This window comes from Rhodococcus sp. 008, from assembly GCF_001682295.1.
In the GTDB taxonomy this organism is placed as follows: Bacteria; Actinomycetota; Actinomycetes; order Mycobacteriales; family Mycobacteriaceae; genus Rhodococcus_F; species Rhodococcus_F qingshengii.
Genome location: NZ_CP012749.1, coordinates 2840001 through 2855000, shown reverse-complemented (window position 1 = coordinate 2855000; position 15000 = coordinate 2840001). Strand labels below are relative to the sequence as shown.

General features: G+C 59.8%; 10 protein-coding genes and 2 rRNA genes (1 of these 12 cut by a window edge). 7 read left to right on the top strand and 5 right to left on the bottom strand.

The genetic code is table 11. The features are described 5' to 3' along the window. Window positions 1-623: 623 nt before the first annotated feature. Both AOT96_RS13365 and pdxA read right to left on the bottom strand, forming a co-directional pair. The gene (locus AOT96_RS13365) at window positions 624-1391 is read right to left on the bottom strand and encodes a DeoR/GlpR family DNA-binding transcription regulator (protein WP_003941419.1); all 768 of its coding nucleotides are present in this window, start codon (window positions 1389-1391) and stop codon (window positions 624-626) included. 27 nt (window positions 1392-1418) lie between these two features. Beyond that, window positions 1419-3671 carry a 4-hydroxythreonine-4-phosphate dehydrogenase PdxA gene (gene pdxA / locus AOT96_RS13360; protein WP_065351851.1) on the bottom strand — a complete coding sequence of 751 codons (2253 nt, stop codon included), beginning with the start codon at window positions 3669-3671 and terminating at the stop codon, window positions 1419-1421. Between the two features lie 212 nt (window positions 3672-3883). Here pdxA and AOT96_RS13350 point away from each other — a divergent pair, with 212 nt between their 5' ends. Genes AOT96_RS13350 through AOT96_RS13320 form a run of 7 tightly spaced genes read left to right on the top strand, consistent with a single transcriptional unit; the run spans window position 3884 to window position 10872 of the window. Beyond that, the gene (locus AOT96_RS13350; protein WP_007732494.1) at window positions 3884-5461 is read left to right on the top strand and encodes an ABC transporter substrate-binding protein; all 1578 of its coding nucleotides are present in this window, start codon (window positions 3884-3886) and stop codon (window positions 5459-5461) included. 4 nt (window positions 5462-5465) lie between these two features. Beyond that, window positions 5466-6470: an ABC transporter permease gene (locus AOT96_RS13345; protein ID WP_007732496.1), complete on the top strand. Its 1005-nt coding sequence runs from the start codon at window positions 5466-5468 to the stop codon at window positions 6468-6470. Then, on the top strand, window positions 6470-7417 hold the full coding sequence (locus AOT96_RS13340) for an ABC transporter permease (RefSeq protein WP_003941426.1): 948 nt from the start codon (window positions 6470-6472) through the stop codon (window positions 7415-7417). The genes AOT96_RS13345 and AOT96_RS13340 overlap by 1 nt, the downstream gene beginning before the upstream one ends. Before the next feature lie 3 nt (window positions 7418-7420). Continuing rightward, on the top strand, window positions 7421-8254 hold the full coding sequence (locus AOT96_RS13335) for an ABC transporter ATP-binding protein (protein WP_007732500.1): 834 nt from the start codon (window positions 7421-7423) through the stop codon (window positions 8252-8254). Beyond that, the gene (locus AOT96_RS13330; protein ID WP_007732503.1) at window positions 8251-9117 is read left to right on the top strand and encodes an ATP-binding cassette domain-containing protein; all 867 of its coding nucleotides are present in this window, start codon (window positions 8251-8253) and stop codon (window positions 9115-9117) included. The genes AOT96_RS13335 and AOT96_RS13330 overlap by 4 nt, the downstream gene beginning before the upstream one ends. Beyond that, on the top strand, window positions 9117-10076 hold the full coding sequence (locus tag AOT96_RS13325) for an aldo/keto reductase (RefSeq protein ID WP_042926594.1): 960 nt from the start codon (window positions 9117-9119) through the stop codon (window positions 10074-10076). The genes AOT96_RS13330 and AOT96_RS13325 overlap by 1 nt, the downstream gene beginning before the upstream one ends. A gap of 34 nt (window positions 10077-10110) precedes the next feature. After that, entirely contained in the window at window positions 10111-10872 is a 762-nt protein-coding gene (locus AOT96_RS13320; RefSeq protein ID WP_007732505.1) for an HpcH/HpaI aldolase family protein, read from the top strand. Window positions 10873-10935: 63 nt separating this feature from the next. On the opposite strand, the gene AOT96_RS13315 is transcribed toward AOT96_RS13320, so the two are convergent. From AOT96_RS13315 to AOT96_RS13305, 3 genes are all read right to left on the bottom strand, one after another. Further along, window positions 10936-12360: an aldehyde dehydrogenase family protein gene (locus tag AOT96_RS13315; protein ID WP_007732506.1), complete on the bottom strand. Its 1425-nt coding sequence runs from the start codon at window positions 12358-12360 to the stop codon at window positions 10936-10938. A gap of 372 nt (window positions 12361-12732) precedes the next feature. Further along, a 5S ribosomal RNA gene (gene rrf, locus AOT96_RS13310) occupies window positions 12733-12849 on the bottom strand. Between the two features lie 153 nt (window positions 12850-13002). Then, window positions 13003-15000 (bottom strand): 23S ribosomal RNA (locus AOT96_RS13305) (it continues 1137 nt past the right edge of the window).

The following is a 15000-nucleotide window of genomic DNA, read 5'->3' as shown; positions in this document are numbered from 1 at the left end:
CGAAGGCCGGCTAATCAGTCATAGACAAAAAGAGTCAAATCACTAGCAAAAAAACTCAACTAGCAAAAAATGTGTCGGCAACCATTCAGACGGAAGAATGAACAATCACCGACGAAAAATACTCACACCACACACAAACCAACCAAACCCCAAGAGGCGGTTGATCATTCGCGGATGTGAAGTACCAAAAAAATTTGGCACTGACATTCATCGACACACTGTTGAGTTCTCAAAGAACACGCACACACCATCACCACGACCCTATGGCCGCCGCTCCGGGGCAACTTTTCCAGCCTATCCCATCATGATCATCGGCGCAAACCGCTGAACATTCGGGGAAGAACTGGAGGTGAAGCACAACCATACACGATGGAAACTACTTCAGATTTTGGTCAGGCACTTCGTACAACCTCGTGTCACTCACCCTCGCAGGTGGGAGTCGGTGTCCGTGTCGCTCTGACTTGGAATAAGTTACGCGTCCGCCGAAGTCTTTGACAAATCCACAGGTCAGAGACTCGGAGGTGTCCATTTCCCCAGCAAGATTGCCCGTTTCAGTCGATTTTCACCAATTCGGACATCATGTGACGCCGGACACCGTGGCCGGATCGGCACGCAGCGGGAACTCACACCACTTGGACTCGGATACCTGCATCCTCGAACAACGCGACTTGCTTTGCGTCTACTGCAGCATCGGTAACCAGCACGGCCCCCGGCGGTATCGGCGCCCACGCATGGAAAGGGCGTTCACCGAGCTTGGCGGAGTGGGCGAGGATGTAGACCTCGCCGGCACGTTCGATCATCATTTCCTTGAGCCGGGTCTGATCGAGCTCAGCTTCACAAATACCCAGGTCAGCGGTAACTGCATCGGCACCGAGGAATGCCTTGTCAAACGACACCCGCTGCAGCGACGCTTCCGCCAGTGGCCCGACGAATCCTTGACTGAGCTGCCTCAGGGTCCCCCCGAGACATTCGACTCGAACACCATCAGCGTCGGCTAACGCCTCGAGCGCCGTAAGCCCTGCAGCGATCACCGTCAAATTCGTCACGTGACGTAAGAACTCTCCCATCGCCCCGACGGTGGTACCTGCATCAAGAAGTACGGTTTCCCCGGGCCGAACCTGCTCAGCAGCCCATTCGGCGATGCCCCGTTTGGCGTCGAATCCCTCCATTGCGCGTTGACGCAAGGAGGATTCCGGATGAGGGTTGAGAGCAATCGCCCCGCCGTACGTTCGAGCAATTACTCCCTGGGCAGTCAACTGACTCAGGTCGCGACGAATCGTGGATGCAGTCACCCCGAATTGGGCAGACAGATCCTCGACACTGGCCAGACCGCTGGTGCGAGCGAGCCTCGCAATCTCCGACCGCCTCGCCTCCGACTCCCGGATGGCCATCGCTCCTCCCCCTACAAACCGTGGTTCTTACTTGGAAACGAATGTGCTGGTTGCCAATTCGGCCGCCTGCCGCAGCGCTTCGACCATACTACCGGCCTCGGCGATGCCCTTACCTGCAATATCGAAAGCGGTTCCGTGATCGACGGAGGTACGGATGACAGGTAACCCGACGGTGATGTTGACGCCGGCCTCGATCCCGAGAACCTTGACCGGGCCGTGCCCCTGATCGTGGTACATCGCAACGATCAAGTCGTAGTCCCCACGTCCAGCGAGGAAGAATGCCGTGTCCGCCGGCAGTGGGCCGTGGACGCCGATTCCTTCTGCCTTCAAGAGTTCGACGGCGGGAATGATCTTCTGCTCTTCCTCTCCGTACCCGAAAAGCCCGTTCTCCCCCGCATGCGGGTTGATCCCGCACACGCCGATTTTCGGAGATGGATTGCCCGTGCGCACCAAAGCTTCGTGACCTCGACGAATGGTCCTCTCGACCAGGCCGGGCTCGATCCTGGCAACTGCATCGAGCAGTCCGATGTGAGTGGTCACGTGAATCACCTTGAGCTTGGGGGTCGACAACATCATCGACACCTCCTCGGTACCGGTCAGGTGCGCAAGCAATTCCGTGTGTCCGGGATAGATGTGTCCTGCCGCATGCAGCGCTTCCTTGTTCAGCGGCGCCGTGCAGATCGACTGGACTTCACCGCGTACGGCGAGTTCGCTTGCGACGCGGATATATTGATAGGCCGCATCCCCCGCGACTGCCGACAGTTCACCCCAGGCGAGATCCTCGGGTAGCAAGTCCAGGTCGATGACGTTGATCCGTCCATCGATGAATTCAGCATCCTTGATCTCCTCGATCGCGACCACGTCGACGTCGATTCCGAGCACCGTGGCAGCCAATCGCAAACGCTTCGCGTCGCCGACAACAACAGGGCGGCAACGCTTTCTCGTTTCACCGTCGAGGAGTGCGGGGACGATCACTTCCGGTCCGACGCCGGCGCCGTCGCCCATCGTGACAGCAATCAGCGGCAGTGGAGTGGATTCGATTGACATGGGATTGACCTCGTTGTCTGAAGGAGTAACTGAAGGCGGACTGTCCGGAGCGGCGACCGGGGTGGGTTGCGCGAGAAACTTCGTTATGGAGAAAAGACTGTGTGCATTCCCGAAACTGCCTGGCCGCGTGACGATGTACCGTCCGGTGCGATCGACGGAAAGTACGGCGCCGTGTTCGATTTCGTAAATCGGTGACAGCGTGTCGACCCGCAGGCGGTCGAGAACGCTGCGCGCGGTTTCGCCACCGGTAAGTACCAGGTCGATCGGGTAATCGTCGTGGGAGAATCCTGCATCGACGGCAGCGATCAGATCGGCGAGAGCCGAAACGAGGTGGACGGATTCTGCAGGCACGACAGGTCCACTTACCGAAACCACGACGTTTCCGCGATCCAGTGCGTTCAGAATCGGAAGCGGATCGACCGAATGCGCCAGCAGCTCAGCACTGTTCACTTCGATATGGTGCGCCCCTGAATCCCGAAGCAATGCCACTTGGTCCCCGGCAGACGCATCCGCCGTCCCCACGACGACCAAGGTAAATCGAGAAACACGAAGAGATGGGCACGCGCCGGGTGACTGCACGGTTCTTCGTCGTGCCACTGCCATCGCGAGCGCCGAGGTTCCTACCAATCGAGAACCCCGAACCTCCTGTGCTGCAGCCACAATCAGTTCCAGATCACTCTCGGTCTCGACGTCGCAGATCGCCACCGACCCGGCTTCTGAGATCGACGCAAGAACCTGGCTCAAACGCCCGGAGCGAATGTCATCCAGCGATACGCCAGAAGTGATTGCCGACGGGCCGAGCGCCTCTGCAATCGACCGAGGAGTCGGCTTCGACTCCGCGCGCCACAGGTCAGTGGAGTGCAACGCAACCCCATCGACCAACACCACGCCGTCTTGCACCGTGCGCCCTTGTCTGGGCAGTCCGGCGGCGACGATGACCGGAGATCCGTCGCGGGAGAGTTCTCCAACCTCCGCTGCTATGTTGCCCCTGAGCAGGGAATCGATCTTCTTGACGATCTCGGAGCCGTCAGACGATTGCAGAACTGATCTCACGTCCCGAGAGGCTCTGGCGGGGTCGGATCGCCGTGAGTGCAGATCGAAAACCGTCACTCCTGATCCGTCGGGCGCATCTGGGCCGAGCCGAAGCGATATGCCCGAACTGCGGAGCAGAAATCCTGCGGCCGACTCCGCTGCTCCGGAAAGATCATCAGCGATGATTACCAGTGGTTTCATCGAATTCCTCGACCCCCTTTCGGTCTGAATCGAGTATGCACAGCATCGCAACCGATGCGCGAAGTACGCAATCGAAGTTACGGGACTTGCGCGAAGTGCGCAACAGTGCCATTGTGAGCTGAGTTACAAGCGAGAGCCCGACGCGATTGTTCACCAACAGTCCGCTCGGAGCGTCGCCCCCACGCTGCCCCGTCAGGATCGAAAGGTCACCGATGACCAATACTCGTTTGCGAACACCACAGCTCTCCCGGCGATCCTTTCTGCAGTTCACCGGGCTGATCGGTGGCGCAACGCTTCTGGGCACGACTGCCGCGTGCGCCGGCCCTACCGGGAAACCGACACAGGACACCCTGGTGCTCGGGCTCAACCGCTCGCTCGTCAGCCTCGACAACAAACTCAATCAATTCGACGCAGCAGTCACGGCTCAACGTGGCGTCAGACAAGGTCTCACCCGGATCGGCGACAATCTGACACCGCAACTCGTTCTCGCTGACAGGTTCGAATCGACCGGCCCGACCGAGTGGACGGTTCGACTCCGCGAGGGCATCCGTTACTCCGACGGCACACCTGTGCTGATCGACGACGTCACGACGGCAATGCAGATGTACCAGCAGGTCAGCGGATCGTTTGTCGCACCGCAGTTCCCCGAGTGGCCGACGGTCGTCCCCATCGACGATCGCACCTTCATCCTTCGGACGAATTCCCCGGTGCCGGTTCTGGACTCGCTCATGTCCAACATCTTGATCACCCCGGCCGCTGCCAACGAACCCAACGAACTGCAGAGCGGAATCGGGTCGGGACCGTTCGTCGTCAGCGAATCGAACCGGGGCACCGGCGATTACACACTTGTCGCCAATGACAACTACTGGGGCCCGGCCCCCGGCGTTCGTCGTGTTCAGGTCCGCTTCATTCCCGAAGAGGCCGGCCGCGTCGTCGCGCTTCGGAGCGGCGAGGTCGACGTCATCGACTCGATCAGTCCCGATTCCGCCGAACAACTCGCCGATCTGCCTGGTGTCCAGGTGGACACAGTACCGAGCACACGCATCAACCAACTGTTCTTCAACTTCCGCAAGCCCGCCGATCACCCACTGTCCAATCCGCGTGTCCGAGAAGCTCTCACGTATGCCATCGACGGTGAGTCACTCGCTCGGGACGTGCTGATCGGTTCCGCAGTCCCGGCCACCGGCCCCGCACCGTCGACCTTGGACGGAGCCGTGAAAACCGGCACTTACCAATATGATCCACGGAAAGCGCGGCAAATGCTCGAGGCCGAAGGCGCCGACGACCTCGAACTCACCTTCATCTGGGAAACCGGAGAGTTCACCAACGACGTCTCGGTGATGGAATCGGTACTCGAAATGATGAAGGCCGTGGGAGTACGCGTCAAACTCCAGCAGTTCGAACCGGGCGGTGACATCTCGTCCTGGCGCCAGGGCAAGACCGGCGACTGGGATGTGCTGGGCAACGGCTACGGCAACCAGACCGGACTTGCACTGACCACGTTGCAGGGGATGTACGCCGGCACAGCGGAGAAGGAAGCAACTCGCGACACCTATCACGGGTACGTCTTCCCCGAAATCACCGCGAAGATCCAAGCCGCATCCAGTGAACCAGACCCGACCAAGCGCGCCGCTCTACTCGACGCCGCACAACAAGACATCTGGAACACCTGGCCTTGCCTGTGGAGCTTCGTACCCAACGCACTCCTTGCGAAACGCACTCGTGTACAAAATGTTTCACTGACCCCAATCAACTCCTACGACCTCGGCGCCGTCCGATTGGAGGCCTGAGGCGATGACTCTCACCGCTCCGAAACCGCAAACCGCTCTCGGAATCTCTCCGCGTCGACGCACACGGATCAACCCGACCGTCAAATACGTGCTCAAACGTCTGGCACAGAGCGCCTTGACGATCTTCCTCACGCTCACAACAGTGTTCGTCCTGATCCGAATGGCACCCGGCGATCCTGCCTACGCCTTGGCCGGACCGCTGGCCAGCACCGAGGATCTCGCACAGATCCGTGCTGACATGGGCTTGGACAAGTCGGTGTTCTCCCAATACCTGATCTACCTGTGGGACCTCGTCCACCTGAATCTCGGCACGTCGTACTCGTTCCAGGCGCCGGCCATGGACGTTGTCCTCGGCCGTCTCCCGTACACCATCACCCTTGCCGTCAGCTCCATTCTGTTGACCGCCGTGCTCTCGATTCCGCTGGGCGTGTGGATGGCCCGTCACGCGGACACCAGACGTGAACTCGGTGCGAACGTCGTAGCCGTCGGCGGGCAGTCCATGCCGGAGTTCTGGAGCGGCCTGATGCTGGTGACGATCTTCGCGGTCTTGATCCCAGTACTCCCGGCAGCCGGCTTCACCACATGGCCGTCGTTGATCCTGCCTACCGTCACCATCGCCATCCTTCAGATCGCGTTGATCTCCCGGATGGTTCGACGCGAAATGGTCTCGGCCTTCGCTTCTCCGTACATCACCGTCGCACGCTCTCGCGGAGTATCGGAACGCGAACTCACCTGGCGATATGCGATGCGCAATTCGGCGATTCCGATCGTCACCGCGCTGGGCACCAGATTTGCCGGAATGCTGAACGGCGTCGTGGTGGTCGAGGTCGTGTTCGCCTGGCCTGGTGTCGGCTCGCTGGTGGTCCGCGCACTCGAGACTCGCGACTACCCGCTCATCCAGGCCACCGTACTTGTCACCGCGGTTCTCGCAGTGCTCGTGCAACTGGCAGTGGACCTCCTCTACCCCCTCCTGGATCCACGCGTGCGACTCGGAAAGGGCGCCAACTGATGACTACCGTCTTGGAACCTCCAACAACTCCACGCGCCAGCGCGGTCACCGAGGCAGACTTCGCACGCGCCGGAGCCACGCGCCGTAAGCGAGACAGCCGAGTCAAGATCTGGGCCGGCTCGATCTGCGCGCTCCTGGTGATTCTTCCTGTTGCATTGGCCGGGCTGCTCCCCCTTGCAGATCCGAACCAGACCAACCTGAGCAGTCGACGGCTACCGCCCCTCACCGACGGCCATCTGTTCGGCACCGATCAGTTGGGACGAGATCTGCTCTCACGGATCCTGCACGGCGGCCAGGTGTCTCTGACGATCGGTATTCTCGCCGTGATCGTCTCCGGCGTCATCGGCATCGTCGCCGGATCCGCCGCGGGGTACTTCGGTGGTTGGGTCGACACCGTGATCTCCCGCCTACTCGAAGCACAGCTTTCTCTGCCTCTGCTGATGATGCTGCTTCTCGTTGTTGCGCTGTTCGGCCCGTCCATTCCCGTCATCACGTTTGTCATCGCGATCGCACAGTGGCCCGAAGTCGCACGGTTGACTCGCTCATTGGTACTCGTCGAACGCGAAAAGCCTTACGTAGCTGCAGCTCGAGTCCTCGGACTTACCCGCATGGCCATCCTGCTTCGTCACGTCATTCCCAACATCGTCAAGCAGGCATCGCTCGTCGTCCTGCTGCTGCTCGCGCAGGCCGTACTGCTGGAAAGTTCGTTGAGCTACCTCGGCGCCGGACCGCAACGTCCATTCGCTACCTGGGGACGAATCATCGCCGACGGCCAGGACTACATCACCACGTCATGGTGGATCGTCACGTTGACCGGTCTGATGATCGTGCTGCTGGTCGTCGGAGTGAACCTACTCGGCGATGGTCTGCGCGATCGTCCTGCAGGTTCGAAACGACTGGGCGCAAGCCTGTTCGGGCGTGGCAGCGCCCAGAAAGCGAAGGCGTGAGACATGGGAAATCTACTACGGGTCGACGATCTCCAGATCGAACTTGTCACGGCGAACGGCGTCATCCGAGCCGTCGACGGCGTGTCCTTCTGCATCGACGCCGGTGAAACCGTCACCATCATCGGTGAATCCGGCTCCGGAAAGTCGACGACAGCCATGGGGATTCTCGGACTGCTTCCGGACGATCTTGCGGTTCTTTCCGGGAAAGCCGTGTTCAAGGGTCAGGACATTCTCGGAAACACGAAGATCCTGAACGATATTCGCGGAAAACACATCGCGCTCATCCCCCAGGACCCGATGACGGCTCTGAGTCCCGTCCACACCATCGGCAGCCAACTTCGAGAAGCAGTGCGCCACAGCGGTGTGACCGCGAAGAAGCAACAAATCGAGCGGGCAGTGCAACTGCTCGAGCAGGTACGCATTCCGTATCCGGATCAGCAACTCGACAAGTACCCGCATCAACTGTCGGGTGGAATGTTGCAGCGCGTCCTGATCGCCGGCGCTCTTGCTGCCGGCCCCGAACTGATCGTGGCCGACGAACCCACCAGCGCACTGGACGTAACCGTTCAGGCCGGGATTCTGGATCTATTGCTCGAGTTGCAGGAGCGCACCGGCATCGGAATGCTGGTCATCACTCACGATCTCGGAGTTGCGCGGTTGGTCTCCGATCGCATCTACGTGATGAAGGACGGACGTTTTGTCGAGACCGGTAGTGCCGACGTTCTCGTCGACTCACCGCAAAGCGCCTACACACAAAAGCTTCTCGACGCCATACCTCAACTGGGGCCTTGGGACGGCGACCCCGCCCGTTCAACACAGATCGGAGCCTCGGCATGACCCGCCACGAAACGCCACTTCTCGCCGTCGAAGATCTCGTGGTCGAGTATCCGGTTCCCGACGGAGTTTTCCGAGCCGTGGATGCTGTGAGCTTCTCGGTGGAAAAGGGCAAGACCTTGGCCATCGTCGGCGAATCCGGATGTGGCAAGTCGACCATCGCTCGATCGATCGTCCGACTCCTCACACCGACCAGTGGACGCATTCTCGTCGACGGCAATGACATCGCGCAGATGTCGGAGAAGTCGCTGCGCCCCTACCGCTCTCGCGTTCAAATGGTGTTCCAAGATCCGTACGGATCGCTCGACCCTCATCTGACTGCCGAGGACATCATCGGAGAACCACTGCGCCTCAAAGGTGTTCGGAGCAAGTCTGAACGTGCAAAGGCAGCAGCAGAACTCGTCGATCGCGTTGGCTTGCCCAGCTCGGCACTACACCGGCGTCCGGCGGAGTTCTCGGGAGGCCAACGTCAGCGCATCGGAATTGCTCGTGCACTTGCCAGCGGACCCGAGATCCTGGTCTGCGACGAAGCGACCAGCGCTCTCGACGTGTCGGTGCAAGCGCAGGTACTCGAGCTCCTACGTGAAATTCAGGCCGATACCGGTCTGACGTACGTTTTCATCTCACACAACTTGGGCGTCGTCCGAGAAATCAGCGAGACCGTAGTCGTGATGTCGAAAGGAACCATCGTCGAATCCGGTTCCACAGACACAGTTCTCGCCAGTCCGCGCGAGCCGTACACCCGCGCACTACGAGGCGCTGCTCTCGATCCCACCACCATGGTCGGCATCAAACCACGCCACGTGGTGGCAGCCCTGTCCAAGAACTTGCTAGCCAAGCAGACCGAATCACGAGGAGTTGCCTGATGACCGCCCCACTCGAGCTTCCGAAACTGGTGCTCGGCACCATGACATTCGGAGACACGGTCGACATATCGGGCGCCGGATCGATGCTCGACGCAGCACTAGGCGCCGGTATCTCTCACATCGACACGGCCAACGGCTATGCGGGCGGCGAGTCCGAGCGCATGCTGGCAAAGCTGCTCCACGGCCGACGCGATTCCGTCACTCTGGCCACCAAAGCGGGAATGCCGCATCCCGATGCCGGCGACAACAGCCCACTCTCGACAGAGGGGCTCCGAGCAAGCGTCGAAGGAAGCCTGCGCAGACTCGACACGGACTACGTCGACCTGTTCTATCTCCATCAGCCGGACCGAACCGTCACGCTGACCGAAACTCTCACCACCGTCGCGGAACTGGTTGCCGAGGGCAAGATCCGCACACTCGGCGTATCCAACTTCGCAGCGTGGCAAATCAGTGAAATCAACTACACCGCAGACACAGTCGGAGCTCCCCGACCGATCGTCGCACAGCAGCTCTACAACTTGCTCGCGCGTCGCATCGAAGAAGAATACGCAGAATTCGCGGACGTGACCGGACTGACCACCATGGTCTACAACCCACTCGGTGGGGGCCTGCTCACGGGGCGCCACACCTTCGACGAAAGTCCCGCCGACGGCCGATTCGGCGACTCACGTCTTGCGTCGATGTACAAGGAGCGATACTGGAACACACAGATATTCGACGCGATCGCTCAACTGACGGCAATCGCAGAGCAGTCGGGCATCTCCCTGACCGAGCTTGCGTTGCGCTGGCTGGTCAGCAAGCCCGTCGCCGGATCGCTGCTCCTCGGAGGATCCAAAGTAACGCACCTCGAATCCAATATCGCGGCCATCGGGCGAGGTCCACTCGACGCCTCGACCGTCGAAGAGTGTGATCTCGTCGGTGCCGCCCTACGAGGCCCCATGCCCAACTACAACCGCTGAAACACCCGACCTTCATCAGGAAGAGTTCTTCACTATGTCAGCACAGGAATTCGCCGCACGCATCCGAGGACGCGAACGCATACTCGGATATTGGTCCGTCATCGACAGCCCGATCTCGACCGAATGGATCGCGCACGTCGGCTGGGACTACATTGCCCTCGACATGCAGCACGGCCTGATCGGCTATTCGGGGATGGTCGCCGGGCTCACCGCCATCGACTCGTCACCGTCCACCGTCGGGATGGTGCGCGTCGAGGCAAACAATCCGACGCCCATCGGCCGTGCACTCGACGCGGGCGCTGTGGGCGTCATCGTTCCGCTGATCAACAACGCCGAAGAGGCAGCGGCCGCCGTGGCAGCCGCCAAGTATCCGCCTTTCGGCATCCGCTCCTACGGACCCATGCGCTCGCAACTCCGTATCGGCCCCGTTCCCGCCGACGCGAACCGCGACACCGTTGTATTTGCGATGATCGAGACCCCACAGGGTCTGGCGAACGTCGAAGAGATCTGCGCAGTGCCCGGATTGGACGGCGTGTACGTCGGGCCGTCCGACCTACGAATCGCCGTCGGAGGTAAGCACTCCAACGATCCGGACGTCGCCGAGGAATTCGAATCAGCGCTCACCAGGGTGCGCGAAGCTGCCGCCGTCAGCGGAGTCGCTGCGGGAATCCACACACCTTCCGGTCAGGTTGCGGCACAACGGCTCGGGGAGGGCTACACGTTCGCGACCGTGGCCTCGGACCTGACACATCTGGCGAACATCTCGGCTCAGCATTTGGATGCCGCCAAGTCCTGATCCGGGTACAAAAATGGCGATGCTCCCGCACTTGGTACGGGAGCATCGCCATTCTCGAACAAACTATCTCTGAATCGCCTTGATCTCGAGGAACTCTTCGAGCCCGAACGTGCCGGCCTCGCGCCCGACGCCCGACTGCTTGTACCCACCGAACGGAGCATTCGTGTTGAAGGCGCCGCCGTTCACCTCGACCTGCCCGGCACGCAGTTGCCGCGCGACGCGATCCGCGCGATCGGGGTCACCTGACCAAACGCCACCGGCCAGTCCGTACTCGGTGCCGTTAGCGATCCGCACTGCGTCGGCCTCGTCTTTGTAGCCCATGATCGAGAGGACCGGTCCGAAGATCTCCTCGCGCGCAATGGTCATGTCTTCGGTCACGTTCGCGAACACCGTCGGACCGACGAAATATCCACTGGCCAGACCGGTTTCGCGACCGTCGACAACCGCGGTGGCACCTTCCGACACACCCTTCTCGATGTATCCGCGAACGCGTCCCAGCTGATTCGCGTTCACCAGAGGACCAAGCACCGAAGTCGGCTGAGTCGGATCACCTACCGGGAAATGAGCGGCGACCGCAGCAGCAATTGCCGCTGCCTCATCCACCTTCTCCGCGGGAACCAACATACGCGTCAGCGCCGAACAGGTCTGGCCCGAGTTGATGAAGCACTTTGCGACGCCGTCCGTGACAGCCTTTTCGAGATCGGCGTCGTCGAGAATGACGTTCGCCGACTTGCCACCCAGCTCGAGCGAGACCTTCTTGATGGTGTCCGCGGCGACGATGGCCACTCGCTTGCCTGCCCGAGTCGACCCGGTGAAGGAGACCATGTCGACTTCCGGGTGGCCGGCGATGGCTTCACCCACTACCGGGCCGTATCCACTTACCAGGTTGAATACACCTGCAGGCAAACCAATTTCGTCGAAGATGTCAGCGAGAGCGTACGTGATGAGTGGCGCAACCTCGGTGGGCTTGAGAACCACGGTGCAGCCCGCCGCGAGCGCACCGCCAACCTTCAAGACAACTTGGTGGAGCGGGAAGTTCCAGGGAGTGATAGCGCCGACAACACCCGCAGGTTCGCGAACAATCAGCGAATTCCCGACCTCGTGAGCGTCGAAATCATAAGTGCGAGCCAATTCGGCAAATGCATTCAAATTCGCGAGCGGCATTCCGATTTGCACGGGCTTCGCGAATCCGATCGGCATGCCCATATCCTGCGAAACCAGCGCCGCAAGATCATCGGTACGTTCGGCAATAATCGCCGCGGCTTTGGAAAGATATTCGGCTCGCTCGCCGCCGGATAGTGCAGACCAAGCGGGGAAAGCCTTTCGTGCTGCCTTCGCGGCCGCATCGACATCTTCGACAGTGCCTTCGGCGACAGTTCCTATCAGCTCTTCGGTAGCCGGATTGAGAACGTCGATCCGACCGCTGCCAGTGGATTCGATCCAGGCGCCATCAACATAGATTTTGGTGCGGTCGAGAATATCGGTCATCGAAGCCTCCGTAGTCATCACGCGTGCACAGGTGAGGTGGGCCCGATCACACGGGGCACCTCTTCCGAGCCTAGCCACGCTCGACGGGTTCCGTGGCAGGTTGGTGTCGAGATTGACCTTCGACTGACGAGACTTGTGGTGCGCGCACGCTTTTCGCGGATCGCGTGAACGTACCGTTCCCCTCGCCTAAGAGGGTGAGCGTGTCGTTCACTCCATGCCGGGGTGCTGGCGGCGTGCCCGCCCCTTTGATGGTGTGAACGGTACGTTCGGTCGATCTGAGGCGACGAAAGGGCCGTTCGCTCGAAGTCGGGGGTGTTTTGGGTACGAGAAAGCCCCCCAACCAGTACTGGTTGGGGGGCTTCTCTAATGTGTGTTCGGCGGTGTCCTACTCTCCCACACCCTGTCGAGTGCAGTACCATCGGCGCTGAAGGGCTTAGCTTCCGGGTTCGGAATGGGACCGGGCGTTTCCCCTTCGCTATGACCGCCGTAACTCTATGAAACTGTCACAGTAACCTTCTTCTGATCACCTGGTTTCACCACCCGTCAACACCAGTTTCTGGTGTTGGGGGATGGAGAAAACAGGGTTTCTCATCAGTATCTGTGTGTTGTTTCAGATACCGCACAGTGGACGCGTAGCTTCTTTGTGGTAAGTCCTCGGCCTATTAGTACCAGTCACCTGCATGCATTACTGCACTTCCAGTTCTGGCCTATCAACCCGGTGGTCTGCCGGGGGCCTTACCCCCTCGAGGGGGTGAGAAACCTCATCTTGGAACAGGCTTCCCGCTTAGATGCTTTCAGCGGTTATCCCTTCCGAACGTAGCTAACCAGCGGTGCTCCTGGCGGAACAACTGGCACACCAGAGGTTCGTCCGTCCCGGTCCTCTCGTACTAGGGACAGCCTTCCTCAAGTTTCTAACGCGCGCGGCGGATAGAGACCGAACTGTCTCACGACGTTCTAAACCCAGCTCGCGTGCCGCTTTAATGGGCGAACAGCCCAACCCTTGGGACCTACTCCAGCCCCAGGATGCGACGAGCCGACATCGAGGTGCCAAACCATCCCGTCGATATGGACTCTTGGGGAAGATCAGCCTGTTATCCCCGGGGTACCTTTTATCCGTTGAGCGACACCGCTTCCACTTGCCGGTGCCGGATCACTAGTCCCGACTTTCGTCCCTGCTCGACCTGTCAGTCTCACAGTCAAGCTCCCTTGTGCACTTGCACTCGACACCTGATTGCCAACCAGGCTGAGGGAACCTTTGGGCGCCTCCGTTACATTTTGGGAGGCAACCGCCCCAGTTAAACTACCCACCAGGCACTGTCCCTGAACCAGATCATGGTCCGAGGTTAGAGGTCCAATTCGATCAGAGTGGTATTTCAACAACGACTCCACGATAACTGGCGTCACCGTTTCACAGTCTCCCACCTATCCTACACAAACCGAACCGAACACCAATACCAAGCTGTAGTGAAGGTCCCGGGGTCTTTTCGTCCTGCCGCGCGTAACGAGCATCTTTACTCGTAATGCAATTTCGCCGAGTCTACGGTTGAGACAGCTGAGAAGTCGTTACGCCATTCGTGCAGGTCGGAACTTACCCGACAAGGAATTTCGCTACCTTAGGATGGTTATAGTTACCACCGCCGTTTACTGGGGCTTAAATTCTCAGCTTCGCTCCCGAAGGAACTAACCGGTCCTCTTAACCTTCCAGCACCGGGCAGGCGTCAGTCCGTATACATCGTCTTACGACTTCGCACGGACCTGTGTTTTTAGTAAACAGTCGCTTCTCACTGGTCTCTGCGGCCCCACCCAGCTCAGACAGTAAATGTCGTCACCAGACAGGGCCCCCCTTCTCCCGAAGTTACGGGGGCATTTTGCCGAGTTCCTTAACCATAGTTATCTCGATCGCCTTAGTATTCTCTACCTGACCACCTGTGTCGGTTTGGGGTACGGGCCGTGTGAAAGCTCGCTAGAGGCTTTTCTCGGCAGCATAGGATCACTGAATTCGCCTCAATCGGCTACGCATCACGTCTCAGGCTATGTGCGACCCGGATTTGCCTAGGTCACGCCCTACACGCTTACACCAGTATTACCACTGACTGGCTCAGCTACCTTCCTGCGTCACCCCATCGCTTGGCTACTACCAGATCAGGTCCCATGCATCCACCAACTCGAGACCCGAAGGTCTTCTCGTGGCTTCAGGATGGTTAGTATCACTGATTCACCATGGGCGCGTTCACACGGGTACGGGAATATCAACCCGTTGTCCATCGGCTACGCCTGTCGGCCTCGTCTTAGGTCCCGACTCACCCTGGGCGGATTAACCTGGCCCAGGAACCCTTGGTCATTCGGCGGACGAGTTTCTCACTCGTCTTTCGCTACTCATGCCTGCATTCTCACTCGTGTGGCCTCCACGGCTAGGTCACCCTGCCGCTTCCATGGCCACACGACGCTCCCCTACCCATCCACACACCTGCCAGAAAATCCTTGGATCAACTGGGGGCTATTGCGTGAATGCCGCAGCTTCGGTGGTGTACTTGAGCCCCGCTACATTGTCGGCGCAGGATCACTTGACCAGTGAGCTATTACGCACTCTTTCAAGGGTGGCTGCTTCTAAGCCAACCTCCTGGTTGTCTTCGCGACCCC

What these genes read in the sequence shown, in the direction of transcription:
- AOT96_RS13330 (WP_007732503.1), top strand. Translation starts at nt 8,251, where the DNA reads ATGACCCGCCACGAAACGCCACTTCTCGCCGTCGAAGATCTCGTGGTC.
- AOT96_RS13345 (WP_007732496.1), top strand. Translation starts at nt 5,466, where the DNA reads ATGACTCTCACCGCTCCGAAACCGCAAACCGCTCTCGGAATCTCTCCG.
- AOT96_RS13320 (WP_007732505.1), top strand. Translation starts at nt 10,111, where the DNA reads ATGTCAGCACAGGAATTCGCCGCACGCATCCGAGGACGCGAACGCATA.
- pdxA (WP_065351851.1), bottom strand. Translation starts at nt 3,671, where the DNA reads ATGAAACCACTGGTAATCATCGCTGATGATCTTTCCGGAGCAGCGGAG.
- AOT96_RS13365 (WP_003941419.1), bottom strand. Translation starts at nt 1,391, where the DNA reads ATGGCCATCCGGGAGTCGGAGGCGAGGCGGTCGGAGATTGCGAGGCTC.
- AOT96_RS13340 (WP_003941426.1), top strand. Translation starts at nt 6,470, where the DNA reads ATGACTACCGTCTTGGAACCTCCAACAACTCCACGCGCCAGCGCGGTC.
- AOT96_RS13325 (WP_042926594.1), top strand. Translation starts at nt 9,117, where the DNA reads ATGACCGCCCCACTCGAGCTTCCGAAACTGGTGCTCGGCACCATGACA.
- AOT96_RS13335 (WP_007732500.1), top strand. Translation starts at nt 7,421, where the DNA reads ATGGGAAATCTACTACGGGTCGACGATCTCCAGATCGAACTTGTCACG.
- AOT96_RS13350 (WP_007732494.1), top strand. Translation starts at nt 3,884, where the DNA reads ATGACCAATACTCGTTTGCGAACACCACAGCTCTCCCGGCGATCCTTT.
- AOT96_RS13315 (WP_007732506.1), bottom strand. Translation starts at nt 12,360, where the DNA reads ATGACCGATATTCTCGACCGCACCAAAATCTATGTTGATGGCGCCTGG.